The sequence below is a fragment of the Variovorax sp. RCC_210 genome, assembly GCF_041355175.1.
Classification (GTDB): domain Bacteria; phylum Pseudomonadota; class Gammaproteobacteria; order Burkholderiales; family Burkholderiaceae_C; genus Variovorax.
In genome coordinates this window covers 226,086-245,405 of sequence record NZ_JBFUPJ010000014.1, presented here as the reverse complement: position 1 = coordinate 245,405, position 19,320 = coordinate 226,086, and the positions used below count along the sequence as shown (strand labels likewise).

8 protein-coding genes are annotated in these 19,320 nt (G+C 68.2%); 4 read left to right on the top strand and 4 right to left on the bottom strand.

All coding sequences use genetic code 11. The annotated features are described in order from the left end of the window. The first annotated feature begins 99 nt into the window (after positions 1-99). Together AB6807_RS30820 and AB6807_RS30815 are read left to right on the top strand one after the other, a co-directional pair. Positions 100-456, top strand: a complete 357-nt coding sequence (locus AB6807_RS30820; protein WP_371087553.1) for a hypothetical protein — start codon at positions 100-102, stop codon at positions 454-456. 125 nt (positions 457-581) lie between these two features. Further along, positions 582-857 carry a hypothetical protein gene (locus AB6807_RS30815; RefSeq protein WP_371087552.1) on the top strand — a complete coding sequence of 92 codons (276 nt, stop codon included), beginning with the start codon at positions 582-584 and terminating at the stop codon, positions 855-857. A 108-nt stretch (positions 858-965) separates the two neighbouring features. On the opposite strand, the gene AB6807_RS30810 is transcribed toward AB6807_RS30815, so the two are convergent. Beyond that, positions 966-1,916 carry a class I SAM-dependent methyltransferase gene (locus AB6807_RS30810; RefSeq protein ID WP_371087551.1) on the bottom strand — a complete coding sequence of 317 codons (951 nt, stop codon included), beginning with the start codon at positions 1,914-1,916 and terminating at the stop codon, positions 966-968. A 1,285-nt stretch (positions 1,917-3,201) separates the two neighbouring features. Between AB6807_RS30810 and AB6807_RS30805 the strand changes: the two genes are divergently transcribed. Beyond that, positions 3,202-3,498 (top strand): hypothetical protein, encoded by a 297-nt coding sequence (locus AB6807_RS30805; protein ID WP_371087550.1) that lies wholly within the window; start codon positions 3,202-3,204, stop codon positions 3,496-3,498. 232 nt (positions 3,499-3,730) lie between these two features. On the opposite strand, the gene AB6807_RS30800 is transcribed toward AB6807_RS30805, so the two are convergent. Next, positions 3,731-4,897 (bottom strand): GGDEF domain-containing protein, encoded by a 1,167-nt coding sequence (locus tag AB6807_RS30800; protein WP_371087549.1) that lies wholly within the window; start codon positions 4,895-4,897, stop codon positions 3,731-3,733. A 292-nt stretch (positions 4,898-5,189) separates the two neighbouring features. Here AB6807_RS30800 and AB6807_RS30795 point away from each other — a divergent pair, with 292 nt between their 5' ends. After that, a complete protein-coding gene (locus tag AB6807_RS30795; RefSeq protein WP_371087548.1) occupies positions 5,190-7,010 on the top strand; it encodes a phospholipase D-like domain-containing protein in 1,821 nt (606 codons plus the stop codon). Between the two features lie 63 nt (positions 7,011-7,073). On the opposite strand, the gene AB6807_RS30790 is transcribed toward AB6807_RS30795, so the two are convergent. Together AB6807_RS30790 and AB6807_RS30785 are read right to left on the bottom strand one after the other, a co-directional pair. Then, on the bottom strand, positions 7,074-7,748 hold the full coding sequence (locus AB6807_RS30790) for an RNA polymerase sigma factor (protein ID WP_371087547.1): 675 nt from the start codon (positions 7,746-7,748) through the stop codon (positions 7,074-7,076). 20 nt (positions 7,749-7,768) lie between these two features. Next, positions 7,769-19,195, bottom strand: coding sequence for a filamentous haemagglutinin family protein (locus AB6807_RS30785; RefSeq protein ID WP_371087546.1), 11,427 nt, complete (start codon positions 19,193-19,195; stop codon positions 7,769-7,771). Positions 19,196-19,320: the final 125 nt, after the last annotated feature.

Genomic DNA, 19,320 nt, shown 5'->3' with positions numbered 1-19,320 from the left:
TGCACCGAGACGTTCTGTTCGACGAAGCCAAATACCGAGATACTCTGCGCTTGACAAAATGGCCCGATCAGAGAAGCAGACATTTAGACAAGATTTCCCATGTCTTCAGCGCTTGCCTTCTACGACCACATTTGCTGGGGGACTAGCACCGCGGTTCACGACATCCTCGAGAGGGCGGCATCGATTGCATCTAAGCGCTATGGGGCCAGCGATCCGGTGTCAGAGCTACTTGCACGAGAGCTAGCAGAGTACTGGGGAGGCAAGGTCGTCAGCCTGAGTGAAGCCGATCTGCCTGTCGATCAGCTTTTTGAGGTTCTCACCGCCGCGCGCGAGCAAGCTTGTGCGAGTGATGAGTTCACTGCGATGGGTCGGAGCTGGCTCACTGACGCAATGGCGATGTTCTGCAAGGAAGTGGAAACGGCTACCAAGCCGCCACAACGAACTGTGCCTAAGTAGCACGGTGCAGTGTGGCTCCGCGTGCACCTTCTCACATCCATAGACACGGCAAGATTCGGCCATTCGCGGACTGTCGCTGCTGACACCTGGTGAGGTTTCCTTCACACTTCTCGGACAACTGGGCCATGACTTTTTTCTGGTTAATGCTCACTGCAGCTGCAGTCTTTGGATATCTCGCCTATGACGCTGCGCGTCTTTCGACGCCGGCGAAGGATGTTTCTTACGCACTGACCGCAAAAGGTTGGGGTGAGGACGTCACCCATGTTTCGCTCGCAGAACAGCAAAAGCGAAAGCAGTACAACGCCACCCGCGGCATCGGCGACCTCGGCCAATCTGTATGGCTCTTCGGCGCGCTATGCGCCGGCTGCCTGGCGTCAGCCGGTTACTCTTTCTATGCTTGACTAAACGGCTCAGGACGACCAGGACCAGTCATTCGACAGCTTGCTTGAATTCACACGAAGGCGCGCCACGGTGCCGTCCGCCCGCGGCGCTAATGCGTAGCGCACCCTTCAGAGCTCAGGTTGAACACCCGGCCGCGCCCGGTACACCAACACCTTCAGCGACCGCTCGTCGGACACGTCGGGAAAGGTGCTTGGATTCACCAGTCTCTCCACGAAATCCAGCTCCGGCGCCAGTTCGCTCATTTGCTCTTGAAGGAATTTGGGTCCCAGTTCTGGGGCATTGAGGCATAGCAGGACAACGCCCTCAGGCTCCAGCAGGTCAGGCAAACGCTTGATCAGCCGGGCGTAGTCCTTGGTCGCAACGAAGCTTCCCTTCTGATAGCTCGGTGGGTCAACGATGACCAGCCCGTAAGGGCCTCCGCGCGTGATTTTTCCCCACGAACTGAAAACGTCATGGGGGAGGAAGCTCGCGCCGGCAAGCACGCCGTTGGCGCGGTGGTTCTGTTGCCCCACGGCCAGAGCGCCCTTGCTCATGTCCAGGTTGGTCACGTGCCGGGCCCCTGCCTGCAATGCGACCACCGAAAACGCGCAGGTGTAGGCGAACAGGTTGAGCACCTTGACGCGCGACCGGGCGTCTGGGCGCGCCTTCACAAACGCGTGAACCCAGCGCCGTCCTTCGGCCATGTCGAGAAACAGCCCGTGGTTCTGGCCCCGGCCCACGTTGACGCGATAACGAGCCCCCTCTTCGGTGACCCAATGCGGGTCGGGCACCGAGCCACCCATGAGCTGTGTGCTGCTCTGGCCTTCATGCCGGCACTGAAACACCCATTGCAGCGTTTCACCCGGTGCCAACTGCGACCAGCGACGCTCCAATGCGGCGCCAATTGCAGCCAGTTCGCCGTCGGTCGCAGGCTTGAAGCTGGTCAGCACCCAAACCGGTGGGAAAAAGTCCAGCGACAAGTGAGCGCACTCGGGATGAAGCCCACCGCGGCCGTGGAAGATGCGCTGCGCATCCGCCGGTGCGGACATTGAAGCGATTGCGTCGAACAGGGGCTGCATAGGCATAGGCTCTCATTCTGACCGGATACCGCGGTGGTCCTGACCAAGACTTCACTGGGCGAACTGGACCGCCAAGCCCCGGAAGAGGCCGGAAGCACCAGAAGCACCAGAAGCACCAGAAGCATGCTGACCACGAGCACACCTGCTCCGGCGACGAAATCCAACCAGCCAACGTCGACTGCGCATAGGCAAACGCCTCACTTCCATCGAGCCGCAGGACATTCACTTGTGACAAGAGGCTCTCGACGACCGGCAACAGGTGCTCCTGGTGGCTGGGCGGGAACGCAGCCGCCGACTGCAGCAGACCTTGCCGGCTGCGCACCTTCAAACAGGCTTCGCTCACATCCTGACCATCACCGATACGGGTGGGGCGGCTCTGGGGGTTGCGGAATCACTTCTGACGGATCTGCCCGCCGAGACGGAAGCGGCCGAAGTCAGCACCTGGGGTACAACTTTGCGACGCGAGTCGCGGGGAAGTACGCAAGAGAATGCGCATGCGCCCCGGTAGCATGACGGTCGGCGGTCGGACAAACCATTCATTCGCAACAGCTCTCAACAATGGACGTCACACGCATCCAGCACTCGGTTTTCTACCGGCATCAGCACGTGACCTGCCCGGAGTGCGTTTTAGGCTCCGTCCGATTTGGGAAGTCTCCACCGAGCGGCCCTCCGGTGATTCGCCTATTTGCGATGAACCGAACGGAGAGCGCGCTCCAGTTTGAGCTGGCGAATCACGTGTCAGAGATACTTGCTGGCGTTGCTCGGGCGAATGCTGAACGTGGCACCGGTCTCGAAGCGAAAGCGATTGAAGTGGCTCCTGACGACTACCCAGAAAAGGGACAGGCTGAGCATGCGGCGTACCAAATCGCCTTGGCCGTTGGCCGGGGCGTTTTATAGCTGCAGCCGGCCAGAACCGGACATACCCGATGCCTCCTCAAATTGTGAACAACGCCCTCGCCGCCTCGCAGCAATGGAAGCTCTGGCTTTGTGCACTTGCAGGCGCACTGGTGGGTGCTTGCCAGTTCGCACCGGCGTGGGTGGCCGACTGGTTCGGCGCTGACGTGGCGACCATCAGGCTATTGGCACTTGTTGGAGCCTGCCTGCTATTGGTCCTAGCATGCATCTCAATTCGGTGCCCTGCTTGCGGCCTCGCTCTGGCTTGGCAGGGTATGCGACGACAACCTGTATCCCAGTGGCTCGCTTGGCTTCTGCGCGTTGAGGCCTGTCCGCGTTGCGGCTTCTCGCACGGGCCATTCGATCACGGAAAATAGCGGTAGACGACGCTATGAAATCAATACTCGAGCTTGCTATCGACCGTGAGCCGGATCTGACGCCCGTGCCACTGCGAATAGTCGAGCATGAGGCCCGAGGCGCAAGGTACGAACTGCTCGTCTGCAGGATGCTCGAGTTCGGCCAGTATCGGATCTATGTTGCCAAAGATGGCGAGCTTTGTGGTTTTAGCTTCGACCCGAAAAACAGTGTCGAATGCGAGCCGGAAAGTTCTGCTGGTCTAACGATCATTGAGACGTTGTTAGCTGAAGAAATCTCTGACATAAATGAAAATTCCTTCGGCTTGTATTGAGCGATGAATTTCGAGTCACTCTCCAGGCTGCCACGGTTCTTTTCCTGCCCCTCGGTTTGGATGACCGCTTCCGGAAAGTCTCGATGACCGAGACGGGCCCAAACCAACCAAACAGCTTTCTCTAGAGCCGACCTTCGATGAGTCCAAGAACGAACGAGCGAGCGGCCCGTACAGCGGTACCGACCTCTCTGGGCACACCTTCGTCGGCCCGTGAAATAGATCCTGAGTATTTTCAAAGTACGGCTCTCGCCATTTCAACCCGATTGCGCCCCGCGGCTTTGCCTTGATAGAGCGCCGCATCGGCTTCCTTCATGGCATTTTCCAAAGCATCCAAGCCCGTGAATGCGTGCGAAATCCCGATCGTGATCGTGCAATTCAGCGGATGACCAACCCCTTCGACAACGGTCGCGGTACTTTCAATGGCCGTTCGCAAGCGCTCCGCCAGAAGCGTGACGCCCTGCACATCGGTGTTCATGCAGACCACAACGAATTCTTCTCCCCCGTTGCGAACCGTCAGATCACTTCCGCGCACATGGGTACGCAATACCTCCGCCACATGGCACAGCATCTGGTCACCGGCCTGATGCCCATACCGGTCGTTGACGTGCTTGAAGTGGTCCACATCGGCCATCAGCAAATAGGCCGAAACCTCCGTGCGAGATTTGAAACACCGTTGCAGCGCTTCGGCGAGCCCGCGGCGATTGAGCAGCTTCGTCAGGGGGTCGCGCTCTGCCAGGTCGCGCAATTCATCGGTCAACCGCCGCAGCACCAGCCAGACGATGGAAGGCGGCAGCACGGTGGCCAGGAATGACATGTAGACATAGAACAGGAGCTGAAAATTTCCGCTCATGCGCAGTGCGTCCAGGCCCGTGCCCATCAGATTCACGAACTTGATGGCATTGAGGACGCAGATGCCGCTGATCAGCAGCGCAAAAAACACCATCTCCCCGTACAGGTCCCTGGCGAATGTGCGCACGCCCGAAATCACCGTGATGGTCATGACCAGGAACAACAGCGCCGACATGCCCGAGAGCATGGCGTAGCGGGCGACCAGGCCGAATTTCCATTGCACCAGCATCTGGGCGACGACATAGGCTCCGGCAACCGCAAGCAGCGGGCGCCACAACGGCACGGACCGGCCGAAGAATCGCATGGCCCCGAGCCAGTACGCCACCGGCGCGGCGAGCGTCAGCGTGTGATTGACGACGCTCATCAAGCTCCAGGCGGGAGCCCCTTCGGCAAATTGAAGTGCATACGCCAGCCCCAGCAACAGGTTGCCCAGCGCGAAGAAATCCATCCCCAACTTGTTGCCTTGCAGGCGCCTGCTGATGAGAAAGAACATCACCGAGAAGCACAACAGGTGTGCGCACAGCATGCCAACGAGAATGGTTGTGACCATTTTTATGCCGGGAGAATGAGGCGAAAGAAGGGGTTGGGCACCAGATCGCCGCAACTGCAGATGACGCCGGAATTTAGCCGCTAAATTTCGAAGTCAAGAAGACAGGACCCAAAGAATTCCGTCTCCGGTGGAACAGCGATTCCATTCTTGATGACCGATCGGCATGCAAGCGGCTGACTGCTGATGGAAAGCCGAACGAGCCTCGCTGCAACTGCACGCAAATCGCCCTTCCATTTCGTCAGCCGCCCGCTTACATTCGGCCGTCCCACCTCCGTGGGCGCGGAGGATCTTCATGCGCAGCTTGTCGACATCGCCCGACGGAAGACTCAAGGTTCGTGCCATTGCGGGGACATGCGTGGTCCTGCTGGCGCTGGACCTCGACGACGCCGACCGTGAGGGCCTCAAGGGCTTTGCCTTCCGGCGCCGCGTCGCGGGCGGCAAATGGCAATGGCTCACCGGCCTGAAGATTTTCAAGAGCCTCTTTCCCGACGGTTTGCCCATCGCGACCGACCACAAGATCCCGCGGTTCGCGACCAACGAGCACCCCGTGCAGGGCTTCATGTGGAGCGACTACAACGCGCGACCGGACACCGCCTACGAGTTCCAGGTGTCGGCGATGTACGGCATGCCCGGCTCGCTCGAAGCCCGCTACACGGCCACCGTCAAGGTGCGGACCGAGGCCGCCGACGACGGGCACCACGGCATCTGGTTCAACCGCGGCGCCATCGCGAGCCAGGCGTTTGCCGAGCAGTTCCAGAACAGAGCCCTGACGGACGCGGAATACAACGACCCGCAAAGCAAGGAGGTCGAATACCTCTCGCGCGGGCTGCTCGAGGCCTGCATTGCCTACATTCGCGAAACACCGAAAGGCGACGCGCTGCGCGTGGTGGCGTATGAGTTCACCTTCCAGCGGGTGCTGGTCGAGCTGAAGTCCGCGCTTGAACGCGGCGTGGACGTTCGCATCGTCTACCACGGCACGACGGCGAACGAAAAGGCGATCGAAAGCGCGCTGCTGCCGCGCAAGCAAGCCCGGCGACAGGTGCTCTACGCGCGCACGAAGCCGAAGACGCCGCACAACAAGTTCATCGTCAGGCTCGAAGGCGGCAAGCGGCCCGTGTCGGTCTGGACGGGCTCGACCAACTTCACGCCATCGGGCTTCCTGGGGCAGACGAACGTGGGGCACAAGGTGACCGACGCCGGCGTCGCCGCCACCTACCTCAAGCTGTGGAACGGCCTGGTGAAAGACCCCGACGACGCGACCGCGACGGCAGCCGCCATGAAGCTCACGCCGAACCCGGCGAACGCGGTCGGCGCCGGCACCTCACTGGTGTTCTCTCCCCGCCCCAGCAGCAAGATGCTCGACTGGTACGCCGCGCGCATCGCCGATGCGGCAACGTCGTCCATGTTCACAGGCGCGTTCTCGGTCGACAAGAAGCTCCTCGCGAAGCTGGCGCAGCCAGGCCCTTCGATGCGCTTCATCTTGCTGGAGCAGCCGCCGACGCCGGAGATCAAGCAGGCGCAGAAGGACAACCCGGCGGACCTTCAGTTTTCGTACGGCGCCATCCTCGGCAAGCAGAAGATGCAGGTGACCGAAAAGAAGGGCAAGGACGCCGAGGGAAAGCCCGTGACCAAGATCGTTCCGATTCCCAACTTCAAGATCGAGCGGTGGTTCCTGAAAGAAGAACTCGAGCGCCAGAGCGGCGACGGTTTCGTCTTCTACATCCACACGAAGTTCATGCTGGTCGATGCGCTGTCCGACGACCCGCTGGTGTGCACCGGCTCGGCCAACTTCTCGACGCCGTCGCTCACGGCGAACGACGAGAACATGCTGCTGATTCGCGGCGACACGCGGGTGGCCGACATCTACCTGACGGAGTTCGACCGCATCTTCCGGCACTTCTATTCGCGCGACGTCATCAACGAGATGGCCAAGGCGGGCAAGGTGCCGAAGGTCGGCATCCTGGACCCGACGGACAAGTGGACGCGCGGCTACTTCGACTCGACCAACCCGAAGTGCCACAAGCGCGAGATGTTCTTTGCAGACGTTTCTCGCTCGTGGGCGAGCGCGGCCGCGGCGGACGGGAATCCGTTCGCCAAGGAAAAGGTCGTCTGAGGCGACGACGACGGCAACGGCGACGCTCGCCTTCGCCCATGCGCGAACGGTTGACCGTCACGTTCACCGAAAGCCGCCCTCCGTCCGCAGCGCGCGCCGCGGCGCACCCACTCCCGCGCGTCCGCCCGCGCGCATCTGCCGCCCGCTGCCGTCGGCGCAGTAGTCCAGCGCCTGGCGCAGGGCCGTGTCCACGCCGCGCAGCGAAAGCGCATAACGGCCCGCGACCTCCTCGCGCGTCATCTCGTCGATGCGCAACGCGACCAGCACCGTGCGGTGGCGGCGCGGCAGCCGGTCCATGGCGCGCTGCACGGCCGCGAGCTCGGAGCGCGCCTGCGCGATGCGCTCGGGGCCGGGCGTGTCGTCGGCCAGTTGCTCGATCTCGCTGCCCGCATCGGCCGTGTACTGCCACGAGCGGTTGCCGCGCATGCGGTCCATGGCGACGTTGCAGGCCATGCGGTAGACGTAGGCGCTGGGGTTCTGCACCGGGGCCTGCACTTCCAGGTGGCCCAGCCGCAGCCAGGCGTCGTGCAGGCACTCGCCGGCCATGTCGGGGCAGCCCAGGTGGCGCGTGAGCCGGCGCCGCAGTGCCTCGTAGTTCGCGCACAGGAAGCCTTGCAGCGCGAGGCGGCGCTGCGCCTCGTCCAGCGGCTCGTTGGCGGCTTCATGGGCGTCGTCGTCGGTGGCGCACGGCTGCATCGTCTCGTGCACCGCTTCGCAAAGCACGCTGGTCAATGCCATCACGCATGTCCCTTCGCGGCCTACCGGTCCTGCCGCAGGCGACGAAGCTCGTCGCTGCTCAGGTTCGCCCACTGCTTCGGGTCGATCCTGCGGCCCAGGCCCACGACCTGCACCGGGTTCTGCGGGTCGTACTCGGCCCTGGCCGCGCTCTTGTCGTCGCCGCGCTGCGAGGCACCGCTGCCCGGCATCGTCTCGTTGCCGAAACCGAGCACCCGCACGGTGAACACCGAGGGCAGCGCCTGGCGCTGCGCCGCGCGGTCTCGCTGCACCACGTCCTGCGCGGCCATGGCCGCCTGCGAGGCCGCGGCGCTCGCGTTGGTCAGCGCGCCGATGTTCACCGCCGCCACCACCGGAATGCCCTTGGACTCGCCCTTGACCTGGATGTTGTCTGCGTTGAGCACCTGCAGTGCCGCAATGTTCAGGTTGCCCGCCACCCGCACCCCGGCGTCACCGGCATTGACGGTGCCCTTCGGCGCCACCAGGTCCACGTCGCCGTCTCCGACCGTGCCGATGCCGCTGCCGCTCATGTCCGACTTCTCGCGCACGACGGTCACGCCGTCCAGGTCGGTGGTCACCTCGGCCGCCGATGGCACCCGCACGGTCTTGGAGCCCTTGCCCGCGTCGATGTCGCCCACGCTCGACCACAGGATCTGGTCACTGCCGCGGTCGGTCGCCTCGGGCACGAACGACAGAATGCGCGAGCGGTTGACCGTCACGTCGTCGCGCGCGAACACGCCGATGTGGCCCGAGGCCAGCGTGACCAGGCCGTAGCCATCGGGCACGGTGGCGCCCAGCGCGGCCACCTGCAGGCCCCCGCCAGGCGTGAGCACGTCGATGTCCCCGCCGGCCATGGTGCGCAGCATCAGCTTGTTGGCCGCCACGTCGCCCTTCCACGCGTCGCCCGGGAACAGCGTGGCGATGGCCGCGTAGCCGCGGTTGTAGCCGCCGTTGCGCGGCAGGCCTTCCACGCCGGGCTCGTTCTGGTCGCGGCCCGCGTCGCGCAGCTCCAGCAGGTACACCTGGCGCACGAACTGCTGCTGCGCTAGCTGCGGCAGTTGCTTGAAGCGCGCCCAGGCGTCGAGCGGCGCGAGCTTCTCGCCGGTCATGTCCTGCATGTACGACACCAGGCCGCGGCGCACCACCTTCTCCTGCCCGCCGGGGCGAACCTCGGTCTGGTCGGTAAGGTACAGGGGCAGCACGCTGCCATCGGCGCCGCGGGTCTTGAGGTACTCGGGCATCGCCGACACCTTCGCCGGGTCGAGGTACGCGGTCGCGAAGGCGTCGTAGCCCACCGCGCCGTTGAGCCCCGCCATCGCGGTGATGGTGGCGCCCTGCGTGGGCAGGCCCTTCACCTGCGTCTCGGGCTGCGCGCGGTTGTTCTTGTCGTAGCGCTGGTTGCCCAGCGTCTGCACCTGCAGGTTGTCGGCGTACAGGTCGCGCCCGGCCGCCAGCACCACCGAGCCGGGCCCCTGCATCTCGACGACGCCGGTCAGGCCCGCGACGAACTCGTCGTTCGGGTTCAGCCGATTGACGCTCGCCATCGCCAGGATGTCGTTGCCCGCCTCCAGCAGCGTGACGTCGGAGCCGCGCAGGTTGCGTCCCGCCAGGCGAACACCGCGAATGTCGGTGCCCGCGCGCACCCAGGTCTGCTCGTTGGCCTTCACGTCGAGCCCGACGATGGAGCCTTGCGAGGCATAGATGCGGCTGGGCTCGAAGTCGTTGGCCAGCGGCAGCACGTCGGGGTTGTGCACGCTGCGCAGGTACGCGTTGTTCACCGGCGAGGCCAGGGGCCGGTCGATGAGGTTGTCGAGCAGCTCCTCCATGTTCATCTGGTTGAACGGCGAGTTCGAGCCCCCCGGCAAGAAGCCCGAGGGCATCATTGCGGGCGTGGCATACGCCATGGCCAGTCGCGCATCGAAGCGGATGTCGTTCCTCGCCACCAGGCGCACGTCGTTCGTGGTGCCCGGCAGCACGTACAGCGGCCCGTCGATGTCGATGCCGCCGTTCAGCGCGGCGGCCGAGAAACGCGCCGGATAGCGGTTGCCGCCGAAGCCCACCAGCGTGTCGGTGTCGTAGCTCCTGAGCACCAGGTCGCGGAAGATGAAGGTCGCCCGGTTCACGAAGGTGATGTCGCCGCCGGTGGACACCAGCCGCAGCGCGCTGCGGTCGGTGTAGCCGCTCATGTAGGCGCCGTAGTTCAGCACCTGGCCGTCGTTGCGCAGGCCCTCGCCGTAGGTCACCAGCAGCGGGTCGATCACCGTCTGCAGGCGCAGGTCGCCGGCCGTGCGCAGGCTCAGGGTGGCGTCGCCCAGCGCGAGCACCGGGGCCACGGTGTACTCCGTGCGGGTGAAGCCGCCCACGCCGTCGTCGCGGTTCAGCACCACCGTGTGGCCCACCGCCGTTTCGCCGGCGCGGATGTCGCCCGCGCCGCGCGCCACGTAGTACTGGCCGCCGCGAATGGCGCCGCCGGCCTGCACCGTCATGGCGCCGCCGTTGCGCATTTCCATGGCCATGGCTTCGTCCGCCGAGCGGCCGCCGCGCATGCGCATGTGCGTGGGCAGCGCCACCAGCAGGTTGCGCAGGTCGCCGCCGGCGTCCACGGTGACGTTGCCGCCGCCCAGCGCGCCCACGCCCTGCTGGAAGCGCCCGTAGTCGATCCACCAGCTCGACTGCTCGGGCGCGTGGACGATGGGGCCGTAGGTGCCGTCGGGGCGTATGCCGTTCTCGCCGTTGGTGTACTCGCCGAAGAAGCGCTCGGCATTGAGCGCGCCCTGCCGGTTGAGCCATTCGGTGAAGTGCTGGCCCGAGGGCATGGCCTCGACGCCGCCCTGCACGCCGATGACGAGGTTGCCGCCTTCCACGCCGTAGCTCGCGTTCGGGTTGGCGGTGCTGAAGTCGCTCCACGCCGTGGTGTCCTTGCGCCCGGCGGTGTAGATCACCGACTCCTTGTGCGCCAGCCTGAGGTCGCGACCCGCGCGCACCTCGAGGTCCCCGGTGCCGGTGCGCACCAGCTTGCCCGCGCCGTTGTCGGGCACCGGGTCCCCATTGGGGGATGCAGGGGGTGTGGAGGGCACCGCGGTGTTGGCCGTGCCGACGGTGATCGACCCCTTGCCCGCGGCCAGCGCCCCGAGCGGCCTGAGTGCCATGGCGTCGGCCGAGTCCAGCTCGCCGCCGGCCACCAGCCGCAGGTTCCACGACGGGCCCGCCTGCAGCAGGCCACCGCGGCCGGCCGCGTCGAAGCCGTCGCTCAGGTGGCCGTTGATGGCAAGGTTGCCGCCCGCGCGCAAGGTGAGCGTGCCTTCGCGCGCGCCGGCAAAGTCGCTGAACAGGTTCCAGTCGCTCTCCAGCGCGAGGTCGCCCGCGCTGCGGATCTCGATGCCCGGCATCACGCTCAGCGGGGTGCCCAGGCGCCCGGCCACGGCGGCCGACGCTCCGCGAAAGCGCGCGGCATCGGCGACGGCGTCGGCCTTGACCGAATCGACCGTGGCGCCGTCGTAGTCCTTCACGTCGTACACGCTCACGCCCTCGAGCACCGCCGAGCGCGCGCCGCTCACGGCGACGTTCAGCGCGGTGGCGGCAAGGTCGTCGTGGGCGGCGTTCTGCCGCGCGCGCAGGCGCACCTTGCCGCCTTCGTTGCCGGCCACGTCGATGGTGCCGCCGCGCAGGTCGAGCTGCCCGCCCGCCGCTTCGAGCGTGACGCGGCCGGTGCCCAGCTCGCCGGTGGCGCCGGCCAGCAGTTGCGCGCCCTGCTGCATCGACACGCCGTTGCCGCCGGTGATGCGGATCACGCCGCCGTAGGCCGCGCGCGCATCCACCGTGCCCGCGATGTCGATGTGGCCGCGGTCGGCGGTAAGGCCGAAGTCTTCCACCGTGGTGGTGCCGCCCAGCACCACGTCGCCCTGGCGGATGCGGAACTGCCGCGAGCGGTTGAAGCCCGCGTCGTTCAGCCGCTGGCTGAAGCCCGCGAAATCGGGCAGCGCCTCGATGTCGAGCGCGAAGCTGCCGGCCCTGCCGCGCGTTGCTCCATCCGCGCCACCCGCGCCGGCCTGTGCCGCGATGCTTCCGTCGAGCACCACCGTGCCGCCCTGCGATGCCGCCAGGCTCAGCGTGCCGGCGTCGCCGCCGTTCGGATGCGCCGCGAGGTTGAGCCGGCTGCCGGCGTCGAGCCGCACGTCGCCGCCCACTGCCGACAGGCCGATGCGGCCCGCGTCCGCGTACTCGGCCACGTCGAAGAACTGCCTGGCGGAGCCGCCCACGTCGAGGGTGGCGCCCCCGCTCACCACCAGGCTGCCGCCGGTGGCCGTCATGTCGATGCTGCCGCCCCGCGCCACCGCGCGGCCGCCGAAGGCGATGCTGCGGCCCGTGAGGCTCAGGCGCAGGCCCAGGCTGTCCTGCAGGTCGAAGGTGTCCGCGCCGGCTGGCGCGACGTCCTGCGATGTGCCGGCCGGCGGCGCGACGACCTGCAACGCGCCGCCCGTGGCAATGGCCTGCACCGCGCCGCCGCGGCCGGAGAGCAGCGGCGTGCGCAGGGTGAGCGCGGCGGTGCCGGCGTCGATGCCGCCCGCGCCCTCGCCCACGATCGCGTCGCGGCCCGACAGCGTCACCGCACCGAAGCCCGCGAAGGTCTTCTGGCCCGCGCCCAGCACCAGCGTGGCCGCGTCCAGCATGAAGCCGCCGGTACCGCCTGTACCGCCTGTACCGGCCACGGTGCCAGCCGGTACGCCCGCGCCGCCACCGCTGTTGACCAGCGCGATGCTGTCGCCCTTGATCGTCACGTCGCCCGCGCCGCGGCCGACGAAGGCGCCGCCGTCGAAGGTCAGCGACTTCAAACCCGCCGCGCCCAGGTCGAGCGAGCCGTAGAAGTCGAAGTCCGAGTAGCTGCGCAGCGTGAGCCGCTGCGAATGGGCCAGCTGCGCGAGCGCGCCGCTGTCCAGCACCATGCCTTCGGTGCCGCCGCCGAAGCCGATGCGGCCGGCCGCCACCGACAGGTCGGTGCCGGCAATCTGTGCCGAGGCCGCCAGCTCGGTCGTGCGCGTGGCATCGATCGGCAGCGCCGCGTCGCCGTTGACGACGGCGCCCGCGCCCATCGAGACCAGCCCGCCGCGCGAGGTGTCCACGCCCTGGCGAATGACCTTCACCGCGTCGCCCGTGCTCACGCGCACCAGCGCGCCCCAGTCGCGGGCCGCCGAGACGAGCACGTCGTCCACCGCGTCCTTGGCGTCGACCACGCCGTCGTTGTTGTCGTCCAGGTTGCCGTCGGGGTCACGGTAGACCGCCGCCACGCGCGGCCGCATGACCAGGCTGCCGCTGCCGCGGCTGCTGCCGCCCCTGGCGCTCACGCGGCTGCCGCCCTCGATGGCCACCTGGTCGGACGCGGCCAGGATGATCTCGGGGCCGAACAGCTCCGAGCCCTCGCCATTGCGCACCACGATGTCGGTGGCGGTCACGTCCAGCTCCAGGCCCAGCGCGTTGCCCTGGCGCTTGCCGCCCACCAGCAGGCTGCCGGCGCCGAAGTTCGACAGGCTCGCCGAATCGATGACCAGGTAGCCGTCGGCCTGCAGGCCGGCGCTGTCCTGCCCGCTGCCGACGATGGCGATCTTCTTGCCCGCGATGTCCACCAGCCCGCCGCGCCCGCCCGCGTCGGGCGCCGAGCGCAGCGTGCCGTCCAGCACCAGGCGGCGGCCCGCGTCGAACACCACCGCGCCGCCGTCGCGCGGCAGGCGCGGCGTGACCACGTTCTGCCCCGTGAGGCGGTACTGCGTGAGCTTGAAAGCCTCGGACGAGAAGAAGTCGTTGGCCGTGGCCTCGTTGTATTCGGTGTAGCGGCGCAGCGTGCCGCCGGGCAGCACGCGCCATGCCGTGGCCTGCGCGTCCTGCGTGCCACCGTAGGCGTCGCCGGCCTTGCCCTGCATGACCAGGCTGCCGTCCGGCGCGCGGGTGGCGGGCGCGGGCGCGCCGCCCCAGGCCTTGCCGGTCGCCTGCACCGCGAAGGCGCCGGGCAGCAGCGCATAGCGCGCGGGCAGCAGGTTGTACCAACCGGCCGCAAGGCCGGGCCCGCCCGCGAGCCAGACGCGCTGGCCCGCCGGCGCGGCGCCCGCGGGCGCAGCCCCGGCCTGGCCCGGCAGGATGGCGTACATGCCCGGCGTGTTCAGCACGTCGTGCGAGCCGCCCGGGCCCGGCACGAATTCGGAGGCATGCAGGTCGCCGCCGCCTGCGATGTCCACCACCGCGCCCGGCGCCAGCGCCACGTCGGGCGACTTCATGGTCACGCGCTTCTCGGGCGGCCCGGTCAGCGCGCCGCTCGACGGATTGACCGGGTCGACCGCCTTCGACGGGTCGTGCCAGTGCTCGTTGTTGGCCAGCGTGCCGTAGGGCACCGCCAGGCCCGCGCCCGACACCGAGGTGAGGCTGCCCGCGCCCAGCGACAGGCGCTCGCCCGCGTCGAGCTCGATCTGGCCGAAGGGCGCGCGCAGCGTGCCGTTCTGCGCGATCACCGGCGCCGCGAGGCGCAGGCTGCCGCCGGCCGACAGCGGCGCGCCGCCGGCATCGCCCAGGCGCTCGACGGTGATCGAATCGCCGGCGCGGACCACGCCCGTCATCGCGCTCGACGGGTAGACCTGGCCGGCACGCAGCACCAGTTGCCCGTCGACATCCAGGTTGACCTGGAAGCGCGTTTCCTCACCGATCTGCGAAGGCAGCGCGCCACCCATGCGAATCTCGCCGGCCTCGAGCACGGTGCGGGCGAAGCCGGCGATGCGCACCGCGCCGAACGGCGATTGCGACTGCACCACGTCGTCGGGGGGCGCGATGTCGATCAGCGACGCCGACAGCGCCAGCTCGCCCGCGCGCAGCGCCGGGTCTTGCGCGGCCACCGACAGCGGCGCCGCCCCATCGCCGCTCAGGGCCGACAGCAGGATGCGCGGCGCGCGCAGCGACGACGACGAGGCCGCGTGCCCCACCAGCGCGCCCTGCAGCGTGATCGAGCGGGCCAGCGCGAGGTCGGCGAAGCCGCCGTCCTTGAACGCCTGCGGACGCACCGTCAGCGCGAAGCGCTGGCCGGGTGCCTGCAGCACGTCGCGCAGCAGGTCGCCCGACAGCAGCGCGTCGCGGAACAGGTCCAGCGCCTGCGGCGTGAGGCCGAGCTGCGCCGCGTCGATCGGACCCACCACGCCGGGCGTGCCCAGCCGGTCGGACACCACCAGCTCCTTGACGTCCGCCAGCAGCCCGAGCAGCGACGACGGCAGGATCATCGGGCCGTCGATTTCGTAGCCGTAGGCGCGAAGGCCCGGCGCCCAGTCGTAGTCCAGGCCCTGCTTCCAGTTGCTGCACGCGCCGTCGACCACCAGACCGTAGCAGTCGGGGTCCTGCAGCACGCGCTGCAGCTGTTCCAGCGGCGAGCCGTTGGGACCCGAGGGCGCGGTCATGTTCAGGCGGATGCGCCCGCCGATGCCGCCGGGCCCGCCGGCCTTGCCCACCATCGTGCTTTCGACGAGGCCCTGGCTCGAGATCTCGATCAGCCCGCCGTTGCTGTCCAGCGTGATCGCCTGCGCGGGCCGGGGCATGCGCAGGCCCGAGGGGCCTGCGTCGGCCACGCCGTCGATGGTGCCGGTGGCGCCGGACACGTCGATGAGCGCGTCTTTCTCGAGCCGCAGCATGCCCGCCTCGATCGACACCGTGCCGCCGTCGCGCACCTCGCCCACGCGGCGGCCGGTGCTGTCCAGGTGGACCAGCGGCACGCCGCGCGCCAGCAGCTCGCCGCCGGTTTCCAGGGCGACCTCGCGGCTGCTCAGCGCAATGCGCCCGGCCGGCGCGTCCAGGCGCCCGGCGATTGCCAGCGTGCCCAGTTCGCCGCCGGCGCCGAGCGTCAGGCTGCCGCCGGTGTCGGTGCGCACCGTGGCGCCGCGCGCGATGCGGATCGGCCCGTTCTCGGTGCCCAGCATCAGCGAGGCGGGGTCGCGCGCCGCGCGCTCGTCGGGCCGCAGCACGCCCACGGGCGCCGCGCCGGCCAGGCTGCGCCCGCTCGGCAGTTCACGCCAGTCGAAGCGGTTCAGGTCGAGGCTGGTGGCCTGCTGCGAGACCGTCACGCCCTCGGGCACCACGATGGCGTTGCCTTCGCCGCGCACCGAGACCGAAATCTTTCCGAAACCGCGCTCGCCGAAGAGCGTGGCGGGCAGCAGGGTGACGGCGGCCGCGGCATCTTCGGCGGGCGACGCGCCCGGCACACTCACCGGCACACTCACCGGCACATCACCCACCACGCCTCCCACCTGCACCGACGAGGCGGACTGGATCGCCAGGCTCCCCGCCGAGCCGGCCGCGTGCGCGCGCAGGTCCAGCGCGGCCAGGTCCAGGTCGGGCGTCACGCCGGTCAGCGAGATGGCGCCCGCATTGCCCACGCGCAGCGTCGGCAGGCCCTGCTTGCCGGGGTCGACGCGGCCGCCGCCGGACACGTCGAGCACGGCGTCCTTGTGCGCCAGGATCTTGCCGACGCTGACCGTGATCGCGCCGCCGTCGAGCGCCCAGGCGCCGCGGAAGGCGCCGTCGCGCCAGGTGTTGATCCACTGGCCGGCGGCGTCCAGGCGGGCCTGCTCGCCCAGCTCGAGCTTGCCGTTGGCCGACGAAAGGCTGATGCGCCCGCCGGGCGCGCGGATCTGCCCGTTGATGCGGATGTCGTTGGTCGAGCCTTCGGTGCCGGCCGCCGTGAACGCGCTGCCCGGCGCAAGGTTCAGCACCGCGCCGCTTGCGAGTTCGAAGTCGCCGTTGATGGTGTTGAGCACGATGGTGCCCAGGCCCGAATCGCTGAGCATGCCGTCCGACAGGAAGGTGAGCTTGCGCGACTTCTGCTCGTCGGGCTTCAGCTGCACGAAGAAGTCTTCGCCCAGCTTGGCCCGCGCGTCGAAGTCCTGCGCGAGCCGCCTGGGGTCGTGGCTCACGACGATGGTGCCCGGCGACCAGGGCCGGCCGTCCGGCGTGTTCTCGCCCAGCTCCAGCCGCCCGCCCCGGCTCGCGCCCGGGTTCTTCGACTGGCGGTCGCCCACCACCACGCCGCCCAGCACGTCCCCCTCCAGCACCATGGCGTCGCCCGCGTAGACCTGCACGCCGCCGGCCTTGCGCCCTTCGGTGTAGCCGGCCTCCTTGTAGTCGGCACCGATGAGCGGCGTGCGCCACGTGTCCTTCACGCCCCAGCGCGCGTGCGTGGTCGTGTACTGGCCCGCGATGCCGGTGTAGTCGGCGTCGGACGCCGCGCGCTCCATGGTGTGCACGCGGCCGTCGGCGCCCATGAGCTTGGTCGCCGTGTTCATGCCGTCGGTGTAGCGCACCGAGCCGCCGGACACGTCGAGCATCGATCCCGCGCGCGTGATCACCGAGCCGCCCGCGCGCAGGTCGATGCTGCCCGCGTCGGCCGAGAGCTCGCGCAGGTCGGTCTTGCCCACGCCGACCCAGCCGCTCACGTCGCCCAGCGGCGTGCCCACCCAGGCGCCGGGCACGTAGGTGACGCCGTCGGCGCCCAGCACCCATTGCACGCCCGCCATCGGCCCGTCCTTGAACACGCCGCTCACGCGGCGGTCGACGATCACCTTCTTGCCGCGCACCCACGAATCGAGCAGCAGCGGCGAGTCGCGCAGCTCGTTGATGCGCAGCTCGGCCTCGATGAAGTTGCGCGACATGTCCACCTGCATGCCTTGCAGGCCGGCCACGCTCAGGAAGGCCTCGCCGTCCAGGTAGATGCGGCTGTCGTCGCGCAGGCTGCCGGGCTTGAAGTACGGGAACACCGTGAACAGCGGGTTGGCGGCCGATTCGATCTTGATCGTTCCCGCCGGCACCAGCACGCCGGCCCTGGGGCGGATGTCGATGAGCCGGCCGTACAGGCCGACGCGGCCCGGCTGGTAGCGCGTGACGAGCGCGGACGTCTCGATCTCGCTGGTGTCCGAAGCGTCGGGCAGCACCTGCGCGATGCTGCCCTCGCCCAGCGTGAGCGTGCCGGCCGACCAGTTGACGAGGTCGTTCACGCCGTCCGCGTACATGTGCGTGCCCAGGCCCCACGCGCGCAGCAGGATCGAGCCGTTGCGGTTGTTCAGCGCGGTGGTCGACGCCAGCACGCCAGACTGCCGCACGTCCTGCGCCTGCAGCGTGATGTTGCCGCGCTCGGCCTGCACGGTGCCGGTGTTGACCACCTCGTAGCCCACCGCCTTGGCGCGCGCGGCCATCTCGGGCATGACCACGTCGCGCAGGCCGGCGACGAAGCTGGCGTCGGCATACACCGGCGAGAGCTTGAGCGCGCCCTGCACCTGCCCGCCGGTGAAGGCCCAGCCGGGCACGGCCGAGGCGGCCACGTCGAGCCCGCGCACCGCGTTCGCGTCTTGCGTGGACGGCGTCTTCAGGTAGATGTTTTCGCCGGCCGCCAGGATCACCTGGCCGTCGGGCGCCGAGATGTGTCCTGCATTGCGAACCTTGGGCGCGAACAGCATCACCTTGCCGCCGCTGTCCACCGCCAGCCGGGCGCCGGCGTCGACCTTGACCTCGCCGGGCGCCGCGCCGGGATCGAAGCGGTCGACGTTGCCCATGCGATCGGGCGCGCCGCCCACCCCGGGCTTGAAGCCGTTGTCGCCATAGATCTCGGGCCGGGCCGATGTGAATTCGCCGAACTGCGGAATCGGAAAGTCGTTGCCCTGGTTGGCGAGGATCTGCGCGTTGTTGATGCCGAGGTTGAACTGCTTGTCGCTCAACGACAGGCTCGACGCGACCAGCGTGCGCGTGTTGACCTGGCTGGAGCCCGCGAACACGATGCCGTTGCGGTTGACCATGTACACGGAGCCGTCGGCCTTGATCTGCCCCGCGATCTGGCTGGGCCGGCCGCTGGGGTCGTTGATGCGGTTCAGCGCGATCCATGCGTTGGTGCCATCGGGCTTGGCCCCGCCCTTCTGGTCGAACTGCACCGTGGTGTTCTTGCCCACGTTGAAGCTCTCCCAGTTGAGGATGGCCTTTTCGTCGGTCTGGCGAATGCCCACCACCGTGCGGCCACCCGCGGCGGTTTGCACCGGCGCGTTCGCGTTGACCCAGCCCGCGGTGAGGCTGTTGGTGTCGACCTTCAGGCCTCCATCGGCCAGGCCGTCGGGGATGTCGGAGCCGCTGTTCAACGCAGCTTGCCGCGCCGCTTCCTGCGCGGCCTGTTGCGCCGCGATGCCGCGCGCGGCCAGGTTGAGGTTGTCGATGGAGCGCTGCAGCTGTTCGTTGGCCTTCTGCTGGCCCATGGGGTTGGTGAGCATCGAGGCGGGCGTGCCGTTGGGCAGCCGGCCGGTGCCCGCGGCGGAGTTCTGCGTGGCGTTCTTGGCGGCGAACCACGCACCGCTGAAGGCCTGCTGCGCATGGGCTTCCATGAGCGCGCCGTTGGCCGCCAGGATCATCGCGATGGCGCGTGCCAGCGGCGCCAGGCGGGGGGCCCGCATCCGGTTCGTCGTTGCCGCTGCCTTGGTTGCGCCCTGGGGTCCGCGTGTGCTCATGAGGTGTTCCGCGCTGAAGTTGATTCGATGCACTACGACGAACGACCGCCCCACCATCCCGCAACTTATTT